Annotated in this window: 24 protein-coding genes and 1 rRNA gene; 15 read left to right on the top strand and 10 right to left on the bottom strand. The window is 28.8% G+C overall.

Annotation, left to right across the window (positions count from 1 at the left end; all coding sequences use genetic code 11):
- From KQI77_RS04730 to dnaA, 8 genes are all read right to left on the bottom strand, one after another.
- A 16S ribosomal RNA gene (locus KQI77_RS04730) occupies nt 1–203 on the bottom strand; the annotation flags it as partial.
- A gap of 468 nt (nt 204–671) precedes the next feature.
- Nucleotides 672–3149: a DNA gyrase subunit A gene (gyrA, locus tag KQI77_RS04725; RefSeq protein ID WP_216388928.1), complete on the bottom strand. Its 2478-nt coding sequence runs from the start codon at nt 3147–3149 to the stop codon at nt 672–674.
- Between the two features lie 22 nt (nt 3150–3171).
- Nucleotides 3172–5082, bottom strand: a complete 1911-nt coding sequence (gyrB, locus tag KQI77_RS04720; protein ID WP_216388926.1) for a DNA topoisomerase (ATP-hydrolyzing) subunit B — start codon at nt 5080–5082, stop codon at nt 3172–3174.
- A 92-nt stretch (nt 5083–5174) separates the two neighbouring features.
- Nucleotides 5175–5435 (bottom strand): extracellular matrix regulator RemB, encoded by a 261-nt coding sequence (gene remB / locus KQI77_RS04715; RefSeq protein WP_216388924.1) that lies wholly within the window; start codon nt 5433–5435, stop codon nt 5175–5177.
- Between the two features lie 19 nt (nt 5436–5454).
- The gene (gene recF, locus KQI77_RS04710) at nt 5455–6540 is read right to left on the bottom strand and encodes a DNA replication/repair protein RecF (protein WP_216388922.1); all 1086 of its coding nucleotides are present in this window, start codon (nt 6538–6540) and stop codon (nt 5455–5457) included.
- A gap of 37 nt (nt 6541–6577) precedes the next feature.
- Nucleotides 6578–6784: an RNA-binding S4 domain-containing protein gene (locus tag KQI77_RS04705; RefSeq protein ID WP_216388920.1), complete on the bottom strand. Its 207-nt coding sequence runs from the start codon at nt 6782–6784 to the stop codon at nt 6578–6580.
- 39 nt (nt 6785–6823) lie between these two features.
- Nucleotides 6824–7924, bottom strand: a complete 1101-nt coding sequence (gene dnaN, locus KQI77_RS04700; RefSeq protein WP_216388918.1) for a DNA polymerase III subunit beta — start codon at nt 7922–7924, stop codon at nt 6824–6826.
- 263 nt (nt 7925–8187) lie between these two features.
- Nucleotides 8188–9537, bottom strand: coding sequence for a chromosomal replication initiator protein DnaA (dnaA, locus tag KQI77_RS04695; RefSeq protein WP_216388915.1), 1350 nt, complete (start codon nt 9535–9537; stop codon nt 8188–8190).
- Nucleotides 9538–10053: 516 nt separating this feature from the next.
- On the opposite strand from dnaA, the gene rpmH reads away from it, so the two are divergent.
- The 12 genes from rpmH (at nt 10054) to KQI77_RS04635 (ending at nt 19787) form a co-directional block, all read left to right on the top strand.
- A complete protein-coding gene (gene rpmH, locus KQI77_RS04690; protein WP_216388907.1) occupies nt 10054–10188 on the top strand; it encodes a 50S ribosomal protein L34 in 135 nt (44 codons plus the stop codon).
- Between the two features lie 58 nt (nt 10189–10246).
- Nucleotides 10247–10669, top strand: coding sequence for a ribonuclease P protein component (gene rnpA, locus KQI77_RS04685; RefSeq protein ID WP_216388905.1), 423 nt, complete (start codon nt 10247–10249; stop codon nt 10667–10669).
- The gene (yidD, locus tag KQI77_RS04680) at nt 10596–10805 is read left to right on the top strand and encodes a membrane protein insertion efficiency factor YidD (protein WP_367397275.1); all 210 of its coding nucleotides are present in this window, start codon (nt 10596–10598) and stop codon (nt 10803–10805) included. Before rnpA ends, yidD begins: the two co-directional genes overlap by 74 nt.
- A gap of 26 nt (nt 10806–10831) precedes the next feature.
- Nucleotides 10832–11626 (top strand): membrane protein insertase YidC, encoded by a 795-nt coding sequence (gene yidC / locus KQI77_RS04675; protein WP_216388932.1) that lies wholly within the window; start codon nt 10832–10834, stop codon nt 11624–11626.
- 40 nt (nt 11627–11666) lie between these two features.
- Nucleotides 11667–12293 carry an RNA-binding cell elongation regulator Jag/EloR gene (gene jag / locus KQI77_RS04670; RefSeq protein ID WP_216388901.1) on the top strand — a complete coding sequence of 209 codons (627 nt, stop codon included), beginning with the start codon at nt 11667–11669 and terminating at the stop codon, nt 12291–12293.
- Nucleotides 12294–12415: 122 nt separating this feature from the next.
- Nucleotides 12416–13795: a tRNA uridine-5-carboxymethylaminomethyl(34) synthesis GTPase MnmE gene (gene mnmE / locus KQI77_RS04665; protein ID WP_216388899.1), complete on the top strand. Its 1380-nt coding sequence runs from the start codon at nt 12416–12418 to the stop codon at nt 13793–13795.
- Nucleotides 13796–13813: 18 nt separating this feature from the next.
- Nucleotides 13814–15697 carry a tRNA uridine-5-carboxymethylaminomethyl(34) synthesis enzyme MnmG gene (mnmG, locus tag KQI77_RS04660; protein ID WP_216388897.1) on the top strand — a complete coding sequence of 628 codons (1884 nt, stop codon included), beginning with the start codon at nt 13814–13816 and terminating at the stop codon, nt 15695–15697.
- Between the two features lie 48 nt (nt 15698–15745).
- Nucleotides 15746–16465 (top strand): 16S rRNA (guanine(527)-N(7))-methyltransferase RsmG, encoded by a 720-nt coding sequence (gene rsmG / locus KQI77_RS04655; RefSeq protein WP_216388895.1) that lies wholly within the window; start codon nt 15746–15748, stop codon nt 16463–16465.
- Nucleotides 16466–16514: 49 nt separating this feature from the next.
- Nucleotides 16515–17303 (top strand): nucleoid occlusion protein, encoded by a 789-nt coding sequence (gene noc / locus KQI77_RS04650; RefSeq protein ID WP_216388893.1) that lies wholly within the window; start codon nt 16515–16517, stop codon nt 17301–17303.
- Nucleotides 17304–17615: 312 nt separating this feature from the next.
- Nucleotides 17616–18380, top strand: a complete 765-nt coding sequence (locus tag KQI77_RS04645) for a ParA family protein (RefSeq protein ID WP_216388885.1) — start codon at nt 17616–17618, stop codon at nt 18378–18380.
- A gap of 18 nt (nt 18381–18398) precedes the next feature.
- On the top strand, nt 18399–19244 hold the full coding sequence (locus KQI77_RS04640; protein ID WP_216388883.1) for a ParB/RepB/Spo0J family partition protein: 846 nt from the start codon (nt 18399–18401) through the stop codon (nt 19242–19244).
- Between the two features lie 30 nt (nt 19245–19274).
- On the top strand, nt 19275–19787 hold the full coding sequence (locus KQI77_RS04635) for a DUF4446 family protein (protein ID WP_216388881.1): 513 nt from the start codon (nt 19275–19277) through the stop codon (nt 19785–19787).
- Nucleotides 19788–19865: 78 nt separating this feature from the next.
- Here KQI77_RS04635 and yyaC read toward each other — a convergent pair whose 3' ends face one another.
- Together yyaC and KQI77_RS04625 are read right to left on the bottom strand one after the other, a co-directional pair.
- The gene (gene yyaC / locus KQI77_RS04630; RefSeq protein ID WP_216388879.1) at nt 19866–20441 is read right to left on the bottom strand and encodes a spore protease YyaC; all 576 of its coding nucleotides are present in this window, start codon (nt 20439–20441) and stop codon (nt 19866–19868) included.
- A gap of 51 nt (nt 20442–20492) precedes the next feature.
- On the bottom strand, nt 20493–21647 hold the full coding sequence (locus KQI77_RS04625) for an aminotransferase class V-fold PLP-dependent enzyme (protein ID WP_216388874.1): 1155 nt from the start codon (nt 21645–21647) through the stop codon (nt 20493–20495).
- Between the two features lie 142 nt (nt 21648–21789).
- Here KQI77_RS04625 and KQI77_RS04620 point away from each other — a divergent pair, with 142 nt between their 5' ends.
- From KQI77_RS04620 to KQI77_RS04610, 3 genes are all read left to right on the top strand, one after another.
- Entirely contained in the window at nt 21790–22026 is a 237-nt protein-coding gene (locus tag KQI77_RS04620) for a DUF3343 domain-containing protein (RefSeq protein ID WP_216388872.1), read from the top strand.
- Between the two features lie 79 nt (nt 22027–22105).
- On the top strand, nt 22106–22975 hold the full coding sequence (locus KQI77_RS04615; RefSeq protein WP_253289347.1) for a mechanosensitive ion channel family protein: 870 nt from the start codon (nt 22106–22108) through the stop codon (nt 22973–22975).
- 19 nt (nt 22976–22994) lie between these two features.
- Nucleotides 22995–23183 carry a DUF951 domain-containing protein gene (locus tag KQI77_RS04610; protein WP_216388870.1) on the top strand — a complete coding sequence of 63 codons (189 nt, stop codon included), beginning with the start codon at nt 22995–22997 and terminating at the stop codon, nt 23181–23183.
- The last annotated feature ends 113 nt before the right edge of the window (nt 23184–23296 follow it).

Genomic DNA, 23296 nt, shown 5'->3' with positions numbered 1-23296 from the left:
TATCGCTGTTTCATGCGAAACTACGATCTTATGCGGTATTAATCTCCCTTTCGAGAGGCTATTCCCCACTATGAGGTAGGTTGCCCACGTGTTACTCACCCGTCCGCCGCTAATCCACTTCCGAAGAAGCTTCATCGCTCGACTTGCATGTGTTAGGCACGCCGCCAGCGTTCGTCCTGAGCCAGGATCAAACTCTCAATAAAAAGTTTAATCATTAATAGCTCTTAAAACTTACTCATAAAGAATTGCTGGTTCTTAATTTATTATTCTGTTCAATTTTCAAAGACCAATTTTTCTTCGTCACCCTCAAGCGACTTCTTTATCTTATCACTTGATTCAGCATCTGTCAACAACTTTTTTTAAAACATTTTTTGTTTTCTTGTTGTTACTTGTTTGCCTCAGCGACGTGTTTTATAATATCACATATTTATATCACATTTTATATATTATATACCATTTAATCAATTTATATTATTATTTCTTCTTTTTTCTTCTATTTTCTTGTTTTTTTTATAATTGACACACTACGATATGTTTACCTTATTAATTATGATTTAATAACTCAAATTTAACTAAATATCCCACTTCGCATATACTAAATATAAATTTCTAATATTATAGCAATAACAAAAAATGTACCTAAACTAAAGTTATTTAGGTACATTTTTTTATTATTCAATATTATTTTCTTCTTGATCAGTCTCTATAACTTCATCTTCTTGCACTTCATCTGTTGCGCCAATCTTAGCTATTGCTACTACTGTTTCGTCTTCCTTAGTCTTCATAAGCTTAACTCCCATAGCAGCTCTACCGTTTACTGATATATCCTTAACATTAATTCTTATAGCAACACCACTTGTATTAATAAGCATTAATTCATCATCTTCTTTACATACAGTAGCCCCAGCTAACAATCCTGTTTTTTCACTTATCTTATAAGTAATTAATCCTAGACCACCTCTATGTTGAATCTTATATTCTTCTACATCAGTTCTTTTACCGTATCCATTTTCACTTATTACTAATAGCTTTTCACCATCAACAGCTATATCCATACATACAGCTACATCATCATCTCTTAAGTTTATTGCTTTAACTCCAGATGCAGTTCTACCCATCGGTCTAACGTCCTTCTCACTAAACTTAAGTGCATATCCACTCTTAGTAACCATTATTAGATTAGCATCACCATGAGTAACTTTAACTCTTAATAACTCATCACCTTCTCGTAAACTTATTGCTATAAGTCCACTCTTTCTTATATTCTTAAAGTCAGTTAAAGGTGTCTTCTTAACTATTCCTTTTTTAGTACCCATGAATAAATAACCTTCACGATTATCATCTTTTACATTTAATACAGTTTCTATTCTTTCATCTGGTTCTATAGCTATTAAATTTACTATATTCATTCCTTTGGCTGTTCTACCTGCGTCTGGTATCTCATAGGCTCTTAGTTTATATACTCTACCTCTATTAGTAAAGAATAAAACATCTGAATGTGTTGATGTTACCATAACATGTTCAACAAAGTCATCTTCTCTAGTTGACATTGCTTGAATACCCTTACCACCTCTCTTTTGAGCTGAATAAGTATCTGCAGATATTCTCTTAATATATCCTGAATGTGTTAATGTAATAACTACATCCTCTTCTTGAATAAGGTCTTCTATATCTATTTCATTAGCTACCTTTTCAATATGAGTTCTTCTTTCATCACCATATTTTTCTTTTATCTGAATTAATTCTTCTTTTATAACTCCTAATAACTTTTCTTCACTTTCTAGAATTCCTTTTAAGTATTCTATTTGCTTCATAAGTTCATTATATTCTTCTTCAATCTTATCTCTTTCTAATCCAGTTAATCTTCTAAGTCTCATTTCTAGTATAGCAGTTGCTTGCTTTTCAGATAATGAGAATATTTCCATTAATGCATTTCTAGCAATTTCTGTACTCTTAGAATTTCTTATAATACTTATTACTTCATCAATATTATCTAAAGCAATCCTTAACCCCTCTAAAATGTGAGCTCTTGCTTCAGCTTTATTAAGTTCGAATACTGTTCTTCTTGTTATAACTTCTTTTTGGAATTCTATATAATTACTTAGTACTTCCTTTAAACTTAATATCTTAGGTTCATTGTTAACTAAGGCTAACATTATAATTCCAAAACTATCTTGAAGTTTAGTATGTTTATATAATAGATTTAAAACTACATTAGGATTAGCATCCCTCTTTAATTCTATAACTATTCTCATGCCTTCTCTATCTGATTCATCTCTTAAATCTGATATTCCAACAATCTTCTTCTCTTTAACTAAATCAGCTATACTTTCTATTAATTTAGCTTTATTAACTTGATAAGGTATTTCTGTAACAATAATTCTATGTCTATTATTTTCTTCTTCTATTTCAGCTTTAGCTCTAACTACAATCTTACCTTTTCCTGTTTCATAAGCAGCTCTAATTCCAGACTTACCCATTATTATAGCTCCTGTTGGAAAATCTGGTCCTTTTATAACTGACATTAATTCCAATGATGTAGTTTCTGGATTATCTATAAGCATTATAGTTCCATCTATAACTTCCCCTAAATTATGAGGAGGAATATTAGTTGCCATACCTACAGCTATTCCTGAAGAACCATTTACTAACAAGTTAGGAAATCTTGATGGTAATACTGAAGGTTCCTCTTCTTCTCCATCAAAGTTCGGAACAAAATCTACCGTATTTTTATTTATATCTCTTAACATCTCAGTAGAAATTTTATTCATTCTTGCTTCTGTATATCTCATAGCAGCTGCACTATCTCCATCAACAGAACCAAAGTTTCCATGACCATCTACTAACATATATCTCATAGAGAAATCTTGTGCAAGTCTTACTAACGCATCATAAACAGATTTATCTCCATGTGGATGATATTTACCTAAAACATCTCCAACTATTCTTGCACATTTTCTGTATCCTTTGTCAGGCGTTATTCCTAATTGTTGCAAAGAATATAGAATTCTTCTATGAACAGGTTTTAATCCATCTCTTACATCTGGAAGTGCACGTCCTACTATAACACTCATAGCATAATCTATATAGCACTTCTTCATTTCTTTATTAATATCAACGGGTATAATCTTTCCTTCATTAAACTCCATTTATTTTACCTCACACTTATTACTAAATATCTAGGTTACTTACTAACTTAGCATTCTTTGTAATAAATTCCTTTCTTGGTTCTACTTTATCACCCATAAGAATTGTAAATATTTCATCTGCTAACATAGCATCTTCTACTGTAGCTTTTAAAAGTATTCTCTTCTCTGGATCCATTGTAGTATCCCATAATTGCTCAGCATTCATTTCTCCAAGACCTTTATATCTTTGGATATTTGTATTATTGTCTTTTCCACCTAATTCTTCTAGCCTAACTTCTAGTTCTTCATCAGAATAAGCATATGCTTCTTTCTTTCCCTTTTCAATTTTATATAGAGGTGGTTGAGCTATAAATACATGTCCTTCATCTATTAATTCTCTCATATATCTATAGAAAAATGTTAATAATAATGTTCTTATGTGAGCTCCATCAACATCGGCATCTGTCATTATTATTATTCTGTTATATCTTATTTTGTTAACATCAAAATCTGGTCCTATTCCAGCACCAAATGCTGTTACCATTGATGTTATAGTATCTGAATTTAATATTCTATCAAGTCTTTGTTTTTCAACGTTTAATATCTTACCTCTTAACGGAAGTATAGCTTGGAACTTTCTATCTCTTCCTTGTTTTGCAGAACCTCCTGCAGAATCTCCTTCGACTATATATATTTCACATTCTCTTGGATCTTTTGAAGAACAATCAGCAAGCTTTCCTGGAAGAGATGAACGTTCTAAGACAGACTTTCTAGTTAATTCTCTTGCCTTTCTAGCAGCTTCTCTTGCTCTTGAAGCCATCAAGGCCTTATCTATAATAGATTTTCCTACTATAGGATTTTCCTCTAAGAATACACTTACACCTTCTCCTACTATTGAATCAACAATTCCTCTTACTTCACTATTTCCTAGTTTAGTTTTAGTTTGACCTTCAAATTGAGGTTCACCTATTTTAACTGATATAACTGCTGTAAGTCCTTCTCTTATATCTTCTCCAGATAACTTTTTATCATTTTCTTTTAAATGTCCAAACTTCTTAGCATAATCATTAAGTGCTCTTGTAAGAGCAGTCTTAAAACCAACTAAATGAGTTCCACCTTCTACAGTATCTATATTATTAGCAAAAGAAAAAATATTCTCATTATATGCATCATTATATTGAAGAGCAACTTCTACTGAAATTCCATCTTTATTACCTTCTACATATATAGGTTCTGGATGTAAAGGTTCTTTGTTTCTATTTAGAAATGTTACAAATGATTTTATTCCACCTTCATAATGAAATTCTTCACATTTACCATCTCTTTTATCTGTAAGAATTATCTTTATTCCTTTATTTAAAAAAGATAACTCTCTTAATCTTTGTTCTAGAACTTCGAATTCATATATAGTAGTATCAAATATTTCATGATCAGGTTTAAAATAAACTTTTGTACCAGTTTCTTCTGTATCTCCAATCATCATAAAATCACTAACAACATTACCTCTTTCATAACTTTGTTGCCATATATGTCCTTCTCTTTTAACTGTTACTATACACTTTTCAGATAATGCATTTACAACAGATGCACCAACTCCATGTAATCCACCGGATACTTTATATCCGCCACCACCAAATTTACCACCTGCATGTAATATAGTCATTATTACTTCAACTGTAGGTTTTCCCATCTTAGGATGCATACCAACAGGCATACCTCTTCCATCGTCTTCAACTTCAATTGAGTTATCTTCATTAATTGTAACCTCTATATTCTTACAATAACCTGCTAACGCTTCATCAATACTATTATCAACTATTTCATATACTAAATGATGTAAACCCCTTGAACTAGTACTACCTATATACATACCAGGTCTCTTTCTAACAGCCTCAAGTCCTTCTAGTACCTGTATTTGACTTTCACCATAACTTTGATTATTTTGATCTAACATATTCCTTGTTACTGAATACTTTATTAATTTCTGTGATAATAAAAGCTATTTACAGTAACACCCTCCTTTCTTGACTCTATTTATAACTTTTTTTAAAGTTCATAATCAATTTCTGTTCTTTTAGTAAGCGTTGAAGATGATATTGGAGATAAATATACTTTACTCATTTTATCTACTTCTGCAATAATAAATGATTTAGGTTTTTCATCAGATATCCTTTCAACAAATCCATCTTCTTCAGCCATTCTTAAAAATTGTATTGTATCTGAGCTATACATAGTTGCTTGTAAATCAAAAATACCTATAATGTCTTTTATTGGAACTACAACATTTTCTCCTAAATGTAAAAACATCTTAGTTATATCCTCCTCTTTAAATAATCACTCTTCCACTAGAAACTTTAAACAATCTAGAATCTTCATTGAGGTACTCTTCAATATCTTCAACTCCTGTACATGTTATTATTGTTTGTATCTCTCCAATAGTACTTAGTATATATCTTTTTCTATTGTAATCTAATTCAGATAGTACATCATCTAATAACAATATCGGATATTCTCCCATTAATTCTTTTATTATCCTTAATGATGCAAATTTCATAGTAAGTACAGCAGTTCTCTGTTGTCCTTGAGAGCCATAACTTTTAGTATCTACACCATTTATTGTTACTGTAAAATCGTCTCTATGTGGACCAATAGTACTTATACCTTTTTCTTTATCCTTTTTTCTGTTTTTCTTTAATAATTCAATAAAATTTTCTTTTATGTTGTTTAAATCCTTAACAGATGAATGATATGAAAATTCTATATTTTCTTTATTTAAAGTTATATCTTTATGTATCTCTCTACCATAAAAATTTAATTTTTCTAGGTATATAAGTCTTTGTTCAATTATATATTGCCCGAAACTTGCTAATTGTTCGTCATAAACATCTAAAATGTCTTCACTTAAATTTCTGTTCTTAAGTACAATATTTCTCTCATTAAGAACCTTGTTGTATTGAACCAAATTAAAATAATATTTTGAATTTAATTGGCATATCTCCATATCTATAAATTTTCTTCGTATTCCAGGAGAATCTTTAACAATCTTTAAATCTTCTGGTGAAAACATAACAACATTAAAATTTCCGAATAACTCACCAATTTTTTTTATTTTAATCTTGTTAATTTTTATTGCTTTTTTGCCATCTTTTAAGATATTTATGTCTATTCTTTTATCTAATCTATCTTTGCCTATTTCAGCACTTATATATGCATCATCTTTATCCCAACTTATAAGCTCTTTATCTCTAGAGGTTCTATGAGATTTTGCAAATGCACAATAATAAATAGATTCTAATATATTAGTTTTTCCTTGAGCATTATCTCCTATAAAAACATTAACGTGTCTACCAAAATTAATATCTAGACTGTCATAATTTCTATATTGTAATAACACTAATCTTTTTATATACATACATAAACACCCATTTATAATTATAACATAATTGTTTTTATATTACTTTATATATTTCTCCATCAAATTCTACACAATCATCTTTTCTGATTTTTTTTCCTCGCATAGTGCAAACTTCATTATTTACTAATACTAATCCATCTTGAATAACCATTTTGGCATCCGAACCAGATCCAACAGCACCAGCCCATTTCAAAAAAGAATCTAATTTTATAAATTCAGTTTCTATTTTAATTTCTACCATAATATTTTTTGCATAAACATTGAATATTTATGCATCCTCCTATTTCATTAATCTAACTGGTAAAACTAAATATTCATATAAATCTGATTGTTCTGCTTTTATAACACAAGGACTTACACTAGATGTCATTTGAAGTACTACTTTTTCATCTTCAACATTCTTTAATACATCTAGTAAATATCTAGAGTTAAATGCAATTTCTATATTATCTCCTTGCAATTCAACAGGTACTTCTTCTTTTGCTTTTCCCAATTGAGAATTAGAAGTTATTAATAGTTTATCTGGAGTAATAGCTAATTTTATCAAATAACTATTACCTTCTTTAGCCATAAGTGAAGCTCTTTCTAATGCGTTTTGTAAATTTAACTTATCCACAGTTACTAATATTTTGTGTTCCTTTGGTAATAAAGATTTATAGTTAACAAAGTTTCCTTCTAATAATCTTGATATTATTTTAGTTTCTCCTAAATCAAATAATATATGATTTTCAGAGAAAGTAATTTGAACGTTAGTATCTGAATCATCTAAAATTCTTGAAACATCATTTAATGTTTTACCAGGAATAACAATTTCTGTTTCAAGATCAGAATCTATATATTCACTTTTAAGTGCTAATCTATATCCATCAAGTGCAACTAAATTTAATTTTCTATCTTTTACTTCAAATAAAATACCTTGAAGTATAGGTCTAGTTTCATCTTGAGCAATTGCAAATACAGTACCTTTAATCATATCTTTTAATAAACTTTGAGGAACTTCTATTTCATTATCATTTTTTACATCTGGTAATGAAGGATATTCATCAGCGTTCATATAAACTACTGTCATTTCTGACTTTTCACAAGTTATTTGTAATGTATCGTTAGGTAATACTTCTATTTTAACTTCTGAATCAGGTAGTTTACGTATAATGTCTCCAAATATTTTTGAGTCAATTACTACTGAACCTTCTTCAAGTACATCTCCTGTAATTTTACTTTCTATTGATAAGTCTATATCTGATCCTATAAGTGTTATTGTATTGTTATATGCATGAATACAAATTCCTTCTAAGATTTGATTAGGTGTTTTTCCTGTAATTGCTTTTTGTGCAATTGTAATTGCATCTTGTAGTTTTTGTTTTTCACATAAAAATATCATTCTATTAATACCTCCATAGTTATTCACAGTATACTTCCACAATAGATAGAGTAGATAATATATATAATAATAGTAATAGTAGTAGTAGGGGCTGTGAATATGTGTATAAGTGCTTTAACGCAAGTAATAGCGTAAAAATCTACTAACAAACACTGTGGAAAAAGTAGTGCAAAAACAATCATTTTATCCACATTATCCACAGTGAAAGATTTCCAATGTAATTATCCACAGTTTATTAACGCGTAATTATGTACAGGTGTGGATTAATTATTACTTAGTTTTTTGGTTATTTCTTCAATTGTATTATGCAAACTTTCATCTGATGTTATATTTTCAGATATCTTTTCATATGCATGAATAACAGTAGTATGATCTCTTCCACCAAATTCTTCACCTATTTTAGGTAGAGACATATCTGTTAATTTTCTACTTAAATACATAGCAATTTGTCTTGGATAAGCAATATTTCTAGTACGACGTTGAGACTTTAAATCATCAACTCTTAGATTAAAATAGCTAGAAACAACGTCTTGAATCATTGCTATTGTAATATGCTTACCTTGTTTCTTGGATATTATATCTTTTAATGCTTCAGAAGCTAAATCTACTGTTATTGGTTTATTAGTTAAAGAAGAATAAGCAACTATTCTTATAAGTGCACCTTCTAATTCTCTTATATTAGATTTGATTTTTGTTGCAATATAGACCATAACATCATTTGCTACATTTAAGTTTTCTACATCAGCTTTTTTCTTTAATATTGCCATTCTAGTTTCAAAATCTGGTACTTGAATATCTGCAATAAGTCCCCATTCGAATCTAGAACGTAATCTATCTTCTAATGTTGGAATTTCTTTTGGTGGTCTATCAGAAGAAAGAATTATTTGCTTATTAGCATCATGAAGAGCATTAAAAGTATGGAAAAACTCTTCTTGAGTTCCTTCCTTTCCAGCGATAAATTGAATATCATCTATTAAAAGAACATCAACTTTTCTATATTTATTTCTAAACTCTTCATTTTTATCATGTTTTATTGCATTAATTAGCTCATTTGTAAATTTTTCAGAAGAAACATATTCTACCTTAATATTAGGGTTGTTTTGTAACATGTAATGTCCGATTGCATGCATTAAGTGAGTTTTACCTAATCCAACACCTCCATATATAAATAATGGATTATATGCTTTAGCAGGTGATTCAGCTACAGCAAGAGAAGCTGCATGTGCAAATCTATTGCTATTACCGATGACAAATGAATCAAAAGTGTATTTTGGATTAAGTGTTGTAGACATTTCATCATTTACAATTAGTGTATCATTTTGGTTAGTGGGTGATTCAGTTGTTGAATCTGATGCGTTTACATCAGATGATAGTTCAAATTCAATATTGTATTGTTTTGAGCAAATAGATTGAATTGAGTTTTCTATCAGATGTTTATACCTTGACTCTAGTATGTCTTGAGTGAAGGAATTCGGAACGCTAATCTTTATAGTTGAATCATCAATAGAAAAAGGTTCGCAGCTTAATATCCATGTATTAAAGCTAACTTCGGTCATTTCACCTTTTATTATCTGTAATGTTTTTTCCCACAATTGTTTTAGATTAGTATCCATTGTTTCTCCTCCATTTTTTTATGTAAAAAATTTTTTTATTTAAGGTTATAAACAAGAAAATAACATGTTACTAACACATTATAAACAATTAAATAATGGGTGTTTATAATGTTAAATAAATTAATAACAGTTGTTGATAACTTAAAAATTAGAAAAAAAAATAAAAGTTATCAACAGATATCTTGTAATATATATTAACAGAAATAAATGACTTGTTTACTAGTAAAATCGTATTTATACATACAAAAAATAAACAAGTTATCAACAAAGTTATTCACATCTGTGGATAACTTTGTTGTTTTCCACAGGTTATTCACAATCTTCTATTATAATAGCATATTCAAATATAGATATTCAATAAGTTATCCACAAAAAAACATAAATATATAGATATTTATCAACAAAAGTACCTTCTTGACAGAAGAAAAGTATATATATATAATTAATAGGTAACTAAATTAGAAGTAACGTAATATTTACGTATAAATTCATATTTTAAAGGGGGTGTAATGAAAAATGTTCATGACATACCAACCAAAAAAGAGACAAAGAAAAAAAGAACATGGATTCAGAAAAAGAATGAGCACTAAATCTGGAAGAAATGTTTTAAAGAGAAGAAGACAAAAAGGTAGAAAAAAATTAACAGCATAAGGGCCGCATTTTGTGGCTCTTTTTCTGCAAATGCAGAAAAAAAGGAGCAGAAAGTCTGATGATTTATAAAGTTAGAAAAAATAATGAGTTTAGAATTGTATATAGAAGGGGAAAATCATTAGCGAATGACCTTTTAGTTTTATACATTTTTAAAAATAGAAAAAATATAGATAACAATGGTCAGATATATAATAAGGTTGGAATATCTGTTAGTAAAAAGGTTGGAAATAGTGTAGTTAGAAGTAGAGTAAAAAGATTAATTTATGAAAATTATAGATTAAAAGAAGATTTACTTATAAAAGGAAACGATTTTGTTTTTGTTGCTAGAACAAAAGCAAAAGATAAAAGTTATCATGACATAGAGAAAGCTATGAATAATTTATTTAAGAAAGCTGGATTATTTAATGATAAAAAATATATTAATCAAAACAATAGAGATTTACAGGAAGAGAATATCTCCAATGACGCCACCGAGGTGTAAGTATATACCTACTTGTTCAGAATATGCTATTAAAGCTATTCAAAAATATGGAGCTGTTAGAGGTAGCATTAAGGCAATATGGAGAATTCTAAGATGCAATCCTTTTAGTAAAGGGGGCTTTGATCCTGTTAGATAAATAAATTTCAGGAGGGAAACAATAACATAATGAACGCAATAGTAAGTTTTTTTTCAACTATTTTTGATTTCATACGGGATGTAGTATGTGATTTAGGAGTAGATCCTAATAGTGGATTATCGTATGTTTTAGCGGTTACAGTATTAACAATTATAATTAGAGGAATTTTGTTACCTTTTAATATTAAGTCATCTAAGTCTAGTCAAAAGATGCAAGAAATACAACCAGAGGTTCAAAAGATCCAAGAAAAATATAAAAATGATCCGCAAAAAGCACAATTAGAATTGATGAATCTATATAAAGAGAAGAATGTAAGTATGACAGGGGGATGTTTACCAGCATTAATACCATTTCCTATATTAATGGCACTTTATTGGACATTTAATAGAATTGATATTTCAGGTGGATTCTTATGGATTCCTGACCTTGGTAAGCCAGACCCATATTATATATTACCTATATTATCGGCAGTAATGACATTTATTCCTTCATATTTACTAAGTAAAGCATCTGCACCTCCTAAGACAAAGGATGGCGCTCAGCAACAACAACCTATGAACATGATGGCTATGAATGTAATGATGGCATTAATGATGGGTTGGATGGGATTAAGATTTAAATCTCTTCTAGTTATTTATTGGGTATTAGGTAGTTTGATTCAATTAATTACTACTTATTTTATTAATTATCGTCCAGCAGTAGCTAAGAGAAAAGCTATTGAAGCTGAAGAGGCTGAAAAAGAAGCTGAAAAAAATAGATTTAAGATGCCAGAATATGAAACAAAGAATGGGGCAAGTAAAAAGAAAAAGAAGAAAAAATAATTAATTATCATGGACATATATTTAAGGTGGTGAATATGGTATGAAATGTATAGAGGTATCTGGTAAGAATTATGATGATGCATTAGAACAAGCTTTAAATGAATTAAATGTATCTCGAGATGAAGTTAATGTTGATGTTATAGAAGAAGGATCAAAAGGATTATTTAATTTATTTGGTGCAAAAAAAACTATATTAAAGGTAACAACTAAACCTACAGGCATTGATGAAGGAGTAGAATTTTTAATTAATGTATTAAAAACTATGAAAATAGAAGCTAAAGTTGATGTTGTTGAAGATGGTGATTCTACTATATTTAATGTATCTGGTGAAAAGATGGGAACTATTATTGGTTATAGAGGTGAAACGTTAGATTCATTACAGTATTTATTGTCTCTAGTAGTTAATAAAGATCATAATGTTCCATATAAAAGAATAACTTTAGATACGGAGAATTATAGGAGTAAGAGAGAGGAAACGTTAAAGCATTTAGCAGAAAAAACAGCAGCTAAGGTTTTAAAAAGTGGTAGAGCTTTTAAGTTAGAACCTATGAATCCTTATGAAAGAAGAATTATTCATTCAGCACTACAAGGAAGAGATGATGTATATACTTATAGTGATGGAGAAGAGCCTCGTAGAAGGATTGTTGTAGATATTAAAAAGAATTAATAAAAGAAGGCCGTAGAGGCTTTCTTTTATTTTTGACTTAATTAATATTATTTTGTAAAATTGATACTAGTTTATAATATGTTCACGTGCAATAATGTTTAATTTAAGGAGGAATAATTTTAATGAGAGAATTTGATACTATTTGTGGTATAGCAACTCCTATTGGTGAAGGTGGAATTTCTATTATAAGAGTATCTGGAGAAAATTCACTTCAAGTAGTTGATAAGATATTTAAAGGGAAAAATCCAGCTTCAATTACTAATATGAAATCTTATTCTATGAGATATGGACATATATGTGAATTAGAAACAGGAAATGAAATAGATGAAGTTATTATTAGTTATATGAAGGGGCCTAAGAGCTTTACAGCAGAAGATGTTATAGAAATAAACTGTCATGGTGGAATAATTGCTACTAACAGAGTATTAGAAGAAGTTGTTAAGGCTGGAGCAAGAGTATCTGAACCAGGAGAGTTTACTAAGAGAGCATTTCTTAATGGTAGAATAGATTTAAGTCAAGCAGAAGCAGTAATGGATATAATAACAGCTAAAACTGAATTATCTATGAAGAGTGCTATGCTTCAGAGTAATGGGGCATTGTCTAAAGAAATAGATAAGCTTAGACAATATATGTTAAATACTTTAGCTCTTATAGAATATGCAGTAGATTTTACAGAGGATGAAGAGGAAATAGATCCATCAATTCCAATTAAGGTTAAAGAAGAATTGGAAAAAGCAATTGATGATATGGAGAAATTACTAAAAGATTCTGATGAAGGAAGAATAATTAGAGATGGATTAAATACAGTAATTGTTGGAAAACCTAATGTAGGTAAATCATCATTACTGAATGTATTATTAAAAGAAAATAGAGCAATAGTAACTGATATACCAGGTACAACTAGGGATGTTATAGAGGAATTTATTAACTTAGATGGTATTCCACTTAAGATAGTTGATACAGCAGGAATTAGAGAAGCTACTGACATGGTTGAGAAGATAGGAATAGAAAAATCTAGAGAGAAATTAAAAGAAGCTGATTTAGTTATTTTAATGTTAGATTCATCACGAGAATTAGATGATGAGGATATTGAGATAATAGATATTGCTGAAAAAAAGAATACAATTGTCTTACTTAATAAAATTGATTTGGAGAGAAAAATATCACAAGACCAATTGAGTAAATTTAATAATATTATTGAAAGTTCAGCAAAACTTGGATATGGAATAGATGATCTTAAGAAGAAGATAAAAGATATGTTCTTCCATGGTGAAGTTGGAACTGAGAGTCTAGTTATTTCAAATGTTAGACATAAACAAGCACTTTATAGAGCATTAGATAATTGTAAAGAAGCTTTAGATAGAGTAAAATTAAATGAGTATTTAGATTTAATATCCATATTTGTTACAGCTGCTATGAAAGCTTTAGGTGAGATAACAGGATCTGAATTAGAAGAAGATTTAGTGAACAAGATATTTAGTGAATTTTGTTGTGGAAAATAAAAAGGAGATATGTTTAATATGAGTTATAAAGCAGGAGAATTTGATGTTATTGTTGTTGGTGCAGGTCATGCAGGATGTGAAGCAGCATTAGCATCTGCTAGGATGGGATTAAAAACTTTAATTTGTACTATAAACCTAGACTCTATTGCAATGATGCCATGTAATCCTAATATAGGTGGAACTGCTAAGGGACATTTGGTTAGGGAAATAGATGCATTAGGCGGAGAGATGGGAGTTAATATAGATAAAACTTTTATTCAAAGCAGAATGCTTAATACATCTAAAGGGCCAGCAGTACATTCATTAAGGGCCCAGGCAGATAAGAAAAACTATCAATTTAGAATGAAAAAAGTTTTAGAAGAACAAGAAAATCTTCAAATAAGACAAATAGAAGTTACTGAATTGGTTGTTAATGATAATAAAGTATGTGGAGTTATTACTAAAAATGGAGCGGAATTTGATTGTAAAGCAGTAGTATTAGCAACAGGAACATATTTAAGAGGTAAGGTAATTATAGGAGATATAGCATATAGTAGTGGTCCTAATGGATTATTTCCAGCTAATGACTTATCTCAATCATTATTAGATTTAGGAATAAGTTTAAGAAGGTTTAAGACAGGTACTCCAGCTAGAATCAATAAGAGATCAGTTGACTTTAGTAAAATGATAGAACAACCAGGGGATGAGAAAATTGTTCCATTCTCATTTATGAACAATGGAAAAGATTTAGATAGAGAGCAAATATCATGTTATTTAACATATACTAATGAAGAAACTCATAATATAATTCGTGAAAACATTCATAGATCACCACTTTATAATGGATTAATAGAAGGAATTGGACCAAGATATTGTCCATCTATTGAAGATAAGGTTATGAGATTTCCAGATAAGCCAAGTCATCAGATATTTATTGAACCAGAAGGTGAAAATACATTGGAAATGTATGTAGGTGGAATGAGTTCATCATTACCAGAAGAGGTTCAAATAAAGATGCTTAAAACTTTACCAGGTCTAGAACATGTTGAATTAATGAGAACAGCTTATGCAATAGAATATGATTCTATTGATCCAACGCAACTTAAACCAACACTAGAATTTAAAAATATATCTGGATTATATGGTTCAGGACAATTAAATGGAAGTTCTGGTTATGAAGAGGCAGGATGTCAAGGATTAATAGCAGGAATAAATGCAGCATTAAAAATAAAAGGTGAAGAACCGCTTATATTAACTCGTTCAGATGCGTATATAGGTGTACTTATTGATGATTTAGTAACTAAAGGAACTAATGAACCTTATAGAATGATGACATCAAGAGCTGAATATAGATTATTGCTTAGACAAGATAATGCAGATTTTAGATTAACAGAAAAAGGTTATAGAGTTGGTCTTGTAACAGAGGAAAGATATAATAAATTCTTGACTAGAAAGAAAAATGTTGAAAAAGAAGTTGAAAGAATTAAAGAAGTGAATATTACTAATAAGAAGGAAGTAAATGAATTCTTAAAAACTTTAAATTCTGCAGAATTAAGAAAACCTCTAAGTTTATATGAATTAATAAAGAGAACAGAATTAGATTACTTTTCATTAGCACCTTTAGATCCAGAGAGACCAGAAGGAATGAGTGAGGATATAGGTGAACAAGTTAACATTATTTCAAAATATGAAGGCTACATAAATAGTCAATTAGAGCAAGTTAAACAATTCAGTAAATTTGAAAAGAAACAAATGCCACCAGATATTAATTATGAAGATGTTAGAGGATTGAGAATAGAAGCAGTGCAAAAGTTAGGAAAGGTCAGACCGATAAGTATAGGGCAAGCTTCAAGAATATCCGGAGTATCTCCAGCAGATATATCAGTATTATTAATATATTTAGAACAACATTACAATAAATAAAACAAAATGTTTCACGTGAAACATTAATATAATTAGGAGAAATTTTTTATGAAGTATTATGAATTGATGAAATCAGCAGCTAATAGTGTTGGAATGGAATTTAATGAAGATAAGTATGAAAAATTCATAAAATATATGAGATTAGTTCAAGAATGGAATGAAAAGATTAATCTTACAGCAATCACAGAAGATGATGAATTTATAAAAAAACATTTTATCGATTGTATAAAAGCATTTAAGAGCGATCAAATGAAGGAAGCAAATAGTATTATTGATGTGGGTACTGGAGCGGGATTCCCCGGAATTCCAATTGCAATAATGAGAGATGACGTGGAAGTATGCTTGTTAGATTCATTAAATAAGAGAATTAACTTTTTAAATACAGTTGTGAGAGAATTAGGATTAAAGAATGTTACAACAATTCATAGTAGGGCAGAAGATGGTGCAAGAAAGAAGGAACTTAGAGAAAGTTTTGATGTGGCTACTTCAAGAGCTGTAGCTAATATGGCTGTTTTATCAGAGTATTGCATACCTTATGTAAAAGTTAATGGGTATTTTATAGCACTTAAGGGACCAGCAATAGAAGAAGAATTAAGTAATGCTAAAAATGCAATAGGGACTTTAGGTGGCAAACTAAAGAATGTAATAGAATTAGAAATTGAAGATACAGATTTGAAACATAATATTGTAATAGTGGAGAAGGTTAAGCCTTGTTCAAATGTTTATCCTCGAAAGGCAGGAGTTATTTCAAAAAAACCTTTGAAGTAATACAAATAAGCTTAAATGATAAAAGATTAAAAATAAGGATGGCTAAATAATGGATAAAAAAGAAGTAATAAAAATTAAAGTTGATAATATTATTCCTAATACATATCAACCCAGAAAAGTTTTTGATGAAGAAGCTTTAAAAGAATTATCAGAATCCATAAAACAACATGGAATCATTCAACCTCTTACAGTAAGAAGATGTGGCGATTACATTGAACTTATTGCAGGAGAGAGAAGATTACGAGCTGCAAAATTGGCGAATTTACAAGAGGTACCATGTATAATAGTTGAAATGACAGATATGGAATCTGCTCAGGTTGCTCTATTAGAAAATCTTCAGAGAGAAGATTTAAATTATATAGAAGAAGCTGAAGCATATGAAAGTTTAATTAATGATCATAGGTTTACCCAAGAACAAATAGCTTTGAAAATGGGAAAGAAACAATCAACTATTGCAAATAAATTAAGATTATTAAAGTTGTCTGAAGAAGTCAGAAATATATGTCTTGAAAACAAATTAACAGAAAGACATGCTAGAGCTCTATTAAAGATAAAAGATGAAAAGTTACAGTTAAAAGTAATAAAAAATGTGATAAAGAATAGTTTAAATGTAAAGAAGACAGAAGAACTAATAGAGAAAGAATTATTAAAAAAATCAGGTGAAGGAAAGAGTAACAAAAAAGGAAAAAACAAAAATATAAAATCTGTATTTCCGGCCAAGATGTATGTAAATACTATAAAACAAGTATTTGATAAGTTTAATCTGAATGCAGAATATAAAACTAAAGAACAAGATGATTTTGTTGAAATAATAGTGAAAATTCCAAAAGGAAAATAATCTTGCTTATAAAATATTTTATAAAAAAAACTATACTAGTTATATTTAGTATAGTTTTTTTTGGATATAAGAAAATCGTATCAAATTTAAGTTTAAGGAAAAGTATATAAATATAATATTTATATAATATGAAAGATACTATATTATAGGATAGAAAAATAATGCTGTATCGGAATAAAAAAGCAAGTTTTATAATTTGGAATAATGGTTTTTTAAAATAAATTGTTATATTATCTTTAATTCCACATTATTTATATATATAATATTATTATGGAAAGGAAGGGGGTGAGCTCTAAAAATTTAGAGCTTTTTATGAAAGTAATATGTGTTTTCAATCAAAAGGGTGGAGTAGGAAAGACTACTACTAATATTAACTTATGTGCATATCTAGCTATGGAAGGATACAAAGTGCTTACTATAGATATTGATCCACAAGGAAATACTACAAGTGGATTAGGAATTGATAAGAGAAATTTAGATGCTTCTATGTATGATGTACTTACATCAGATACATCATTAAAAGATGTAATTATAAGTAGTGATTTAGTTCAAAATTTACATATCGCACCGTCTACAATGGAACTTGCAGGTGCAGAAGTAGAAATGATATCAAATCAGAATAGAGAACAAGTACTATTAAATAAGATTGGTGAAATAGCTGATGAATATGATTATGTATTCATAGATTGTCCACCATCATTAGGAGTTATAACAATAAATGCATTAGCTGCAAGTAATTCAGTTATTATTCCTATTCAATGTGAATTTTATGCATTAGAAGGTGTAGGGCAATTAATTAATACAATTCAATTGGTTAAGAAATCATTAAATAAGGACTTGGAGATAGAAGGAGTTCTTATGACTATGTATGATTTTAGAACAAACTTAAGTAACGAAGTATACAATGAAGTAAAGAAATATTTCAAGGAAAAAGTATATAAGAGCACAATTCCAAGAAATATTAGACTTGCTGAAGCACCAAGTTTTGGATTACCAATAATGCTATATGATGAGAAATGTAAGGGTGCGGATGCTTATAAGAAATTTACAAAAGAATTTTTACAAAGTCAACAATAAAGGAATAGGTGAGAGTATATGATTAAAAAATCAGCTTTAGGAAAAGGCCTAGAAGCTCTTATTCCATCAGAAGAGGTTGGAAATAAGGGAACAACAAAAGTTTCTATTAATAGAATAAAATCGAATGATGAACAACCTAGAAAGACTTTTGATAATGAAACTATGGTTGAGTTAGCTCAATCAGTTAAAAATCATGGTATAATTCAACCTTTAATATTGAAGCGAGATGGTAATGATTATATAATTGTAGCTGGAGAGAGAAGATGGAGAGCTGCTAAGATGGCAGGATTAAAAGAAGTTCCAGCTATTATTATGGAATTGACTGAAAGAGATGTATTAGAGATTTCTTTAATAGAGAATATTCAACGTGAAGATTTAAACCCAATTGAAGAGGCTTTAGCATATAAAAAATTACTAGAAGAATGTAATATAACTCAAGATGAATTAAGTAAAAGATTAGGTAAATCAAGAGTAGCAATAACTAATGTTATGAGATTGATTAATTTAGATAGTAGGGTCCAACAATATTTAATTGATGGCGTTTTAACAGAAGGTCATGGAAGAGTATTGCTTACAATAAAAGATGGCGATGTGCAGTATGGACTTGCACAAAGGGTTATAGATGAAAATATATCTGTTAGGGAACTAGAACGTATTATAAAAAATATGGGGGGTAGTAAAAAGAAGAATAAAAAAGAAAATATTGCGGATACTAACCCATATTATAAAAATGTAGTTAATATGATGCAAGATCATTTTGGAACAAAAGTAACACTTAATAATAAAAAAGATAAGGGTGTTATTGAAATAGAATACTATTCAGAAGAAGATTTACAAAGAATAATGGACATTATGAAATTATAAAATGTTTCACGTGAAACATTTTGAGAAAGGATGACAAAAGTGAAGAATATAATAGAAGGTATTAACAATTATACTCCATTTATCTTAATTGGGATGTTGGTTATAATGATATTATTATTTATTATAATATTAATATTGTTTAGATCAGTAGGAAAATTAGAAACTAAATACAGAAGATTAATGAGAGGTGCTAGTGGAAAAAACATTGAAGAAGTTATAGTTAAAAGATTAGATGAGATAGACGATGTAACTGCTAAATGTGAAGAAGCACTAAATCAAAATAAAGAACTAAAAGAAAGCTTAAAAGGTTGTGTTCAAAAAGTTGCAATTATGAGATATAAAGCTTTTGAAAATGTAGGAAGCGATTTAAGTTTTTCTATAGCAATTTTAGATGGTAATAATGATGGAGTTATATTAACAGGAATATATGGAAGAGAAGAAAGTACTACATATGCTAAACCTGTAGACAAAGGAATATCTAGATATGACTTATCAGAAGAAGAAATAACAGTTCTTAATAGAGCTATGAGTAATGAAGAATAAGTAAAAAGAGTTGTAAAAAATGTTTTTTCATTTTTTACAACTCTTTTACTTATAGTAAATTATAAATGCTATTATATTTTAATTCTGTTCTAGAATATTCATGATATTATTAAAAGATTTAATTATAAAATCATTAATTCCCATGTGAATACAATCAGCTAAAGTCATAACTGTGTTTAATCTTGTATTTTGTAATACAGTAAATTCATAATTAGATGCTATATTCACTATTCCTGTAATACTTAAATTACCAACAGGTGATAATCCTTTATTAAGAGCTAAACCTGGAAATATAGGAGAATCTTTAATGATTACTTTGCCTATATCTTTAGATGAACCTAGGCATGCATCTATAGCTATAATATATGGATCTAAAAAATTATTATTAATTTTATTAATGATATCATTAATGTTCTTGGCATGAATAGGGGCGTTTAAAGAACCATATATATATAAATTTTTAGACTTAAGGTGTTTGAGTTTATATCCTATTATAGGACCGAGAGAGTCTCCAATACAACGATCAGTTCCAATACATAAAATTATAATAGTTCTTCTAGATGAAATTATATGTGATAATTCATTACAAAGAAATTCTGATATTCTAAGGTAAGAATTAGGTGCAGTAGCATCTAATTTAATACAATTACTCATAAAGAAAACCTCCTTACTAGAATTATTTACTAATAAGAAGGTTTTTATACATTATATATTATCTTTGCTAAAGTTGTTTAGAATTTTTAAGACATTATTTACTTCGTCTATTGTGTTGTTATAACTAAGGCTAAGTCTAAGTGTACCAGTAGGGTAAGTGTCTATAGTTTTGTGAGCTAAAGGCGCACAATGAAGGCCTGAACGTGTTTGGACACCCTTAGTATCTAGGTAGTAAGACAGTTCAGCAGCATCTACATCTTTATAGTTGATAGAGATACAAGTCGTAGAGTTAGAATTGTTGATATCACCATATACTTGAATATTATTGATATTCATAAGACCTTCTAAGAGCGTTCCTCTAAGATAAATAAGTTTTTCATGTATAGTATTTAATCCGATTTGATTAATATAGTCAATACTTGATGATAAACCTACTATTCCTGGCATATTCATAGTTCCACATTCAAATTTATCTGGCAAAAAGTCAGGCTGATGTAACAAATGTGATTCGCTCCCAGTACCTCCACTTATAATAGTAGAACATACAGAATTAAGTTCATCAGATATTATAAATCCACCTATTCCCTGAGGGCCTAGTAAGCTTTTATGACCTGTAAACGCAATAGCATCTGCGTGTAAAGTATCAAAAAATACATTTAACACACCTGCAGATTGAGCACTATCAACAATAAAGAAAATATTATGCCTTTTACAAATTAATCCGATTTCTTCTAGATTTTGAATTGTACCAGTAACATTTGAAGCATGTGATAAAATTACTAATTTAGTATTAGGTTTTATTGCATTTTCAATATCACAAGGTTGTACATAGCCAGTCTTTAGAGCGGGAATCAATGTTAAATCAATATCCATATTAGCCTTACAATCATGTAGAGGACGAAGTATAGAATTATGCTCCATTGTTGAAGAAATAATATGATCGCCTTCTTTTATAATACCTCTTATAAGAATATTTAAAGAGGTTGTTATATTGTTAGTAAATATAACATTAGAAGGTTTATTGAAGTGAAAGAAATCTGAAATTTTATTTCTACAATTATAAAGTATTTTACTTGTTTCTAGTGAATTAGATGAAGATGCTCTATTAGCGTTTCCGCCAACATTAGTCATGTAATTATATATAGAATCTACTACAATCTTAGGTTTAGGAAATGTAGTACTAGCATTATCAAAATATATGTTCATAAAAAAATCTCCTAGTATAATTTAATACATATATTATATATCAAAAAAATTTTAAGTACATAAATTGTGTGAAAATAATATTTAAAAATAAGATAAATGCTTTATAATATAAGATAAGAAAATAAGATAGGGATGAAAAGATATGTACTATATAATTATTTATAAAAATACATTTGATGCAATGGAGGGAGATAGAAGACTTACTGAGATGGGAATAGAATTTAAAACTATGCCAACTCCAACAACTATAGCTCAGAGTTGTGGTATATGTTCTAAACTAAATAATAAAGAAGACATAGAGAGGGTTAAGGAAAATCCTGAATTTGAATATAAGTATATATTTTATAAAGACAAAGACAAATTCATTCAAGTTGAATAAGTATATTGATGAAAGTGAGGTGAATCCGCTAACATTAAATTAATATTTATTTATATTGTGTTAAGAGCGGAAGAAAGTATTGTTTTCAATAATTACAGCTATAAGCTGGTTAGAAGAAGAGGTTAAAATAGGACCTATTAAAATATCACCTGAAGATATAGAAAAGTGGATAAATAAAATAATAAGTATTGCAATTATTATAGTACTTATGTATTTGATAATAAAAATAGGAAATAAAATTATAGATAAGATTGTAAAAAAACAGATAAAGAGTAATTATAGATTTAGTTTAGATCCACAGAGAGCTAGAACATTAGGTGGCGTGATTAAGAGTGTATTAAAGTATGTAACTTACATATTTGGAATTGGAATTATAGCAACTAAGATATTTTCAACAATATCAGTTGCAGTAGCTGGATTAGGGTCTGTAGCACTTGGATTAGGTGCACAAAGTTTAGTTAAAGACATAATAAATGGATTCTTTATATTATTTGAAGATCAATATGGAATAGGAGATCATGTGACATTAAGTAATTATGAAGGAATAGTAGAATCAATAGGAATAAGAACTACAGCAATTAGAAATTTTAATGGGGATTTACATCTTATTCCTAATGGAACAATAACAGAAGTAACTAATCATAGTAAAGGTGCTATTAGATTTTTGGTGGATATAGATATTGCATATGAAGAAAATATAGACAATGCAATTGATGTCATAAAGGGGATATGTGAAAAATATGAGAAAAACAATGAAGATATAATGGAACCTATACAGGTGTTAGGAGTTGATGCACTTAATTCTTCAGGTGTAACTATTAGAGTTATAGGCAAGAGCAAACCACTTACTCAATGGAATACAGAAAGGGAACTTAGAAAATTAATAAAGATTGGCTTAGACGAAGCTGGAATAGAAATACCATATAATAAGGTACAAATTATAAAATAATCAAGAAAGGAAGAAGAATATGTTAGAGAAATTTGATCTAGGGGATATAGTGCAAATGAAAAAACAACATCCTTGTGGTTGTAATGAATTTGAAGTAATTAGATTAGGTGCAGATATAAAAATAAAATGTACTAATTGTAATAGAATAGTTATGATACCTAGGAGCAAATTTGTAAAAAATGCAAAAAAATTAATTAAAGAACAGTAATAAAGAGTAAATAATTTTCGAGTTAATAATCTCCATAAATGTAATAAATTATGGTATAATTATATTAGGAAAAACCTTAATTTTACTATGTTTATGGAGATTTTATTATGATA

The sequence above is a fragment of the Clostridium sp. MSJ-8 genome (assembly GCF_018918325.1).
In the GTDB taxonomy this organism is placed as follows: domain Bacteria; phylum Bacillota; class Clostridia; order Clostridiales; family Clostridiaceae; genus Clostridium.
Note: the sequence above shows the minus strand (reverse complement) of the source record. Positions and strands in the feature narration are given on the sequence as shown.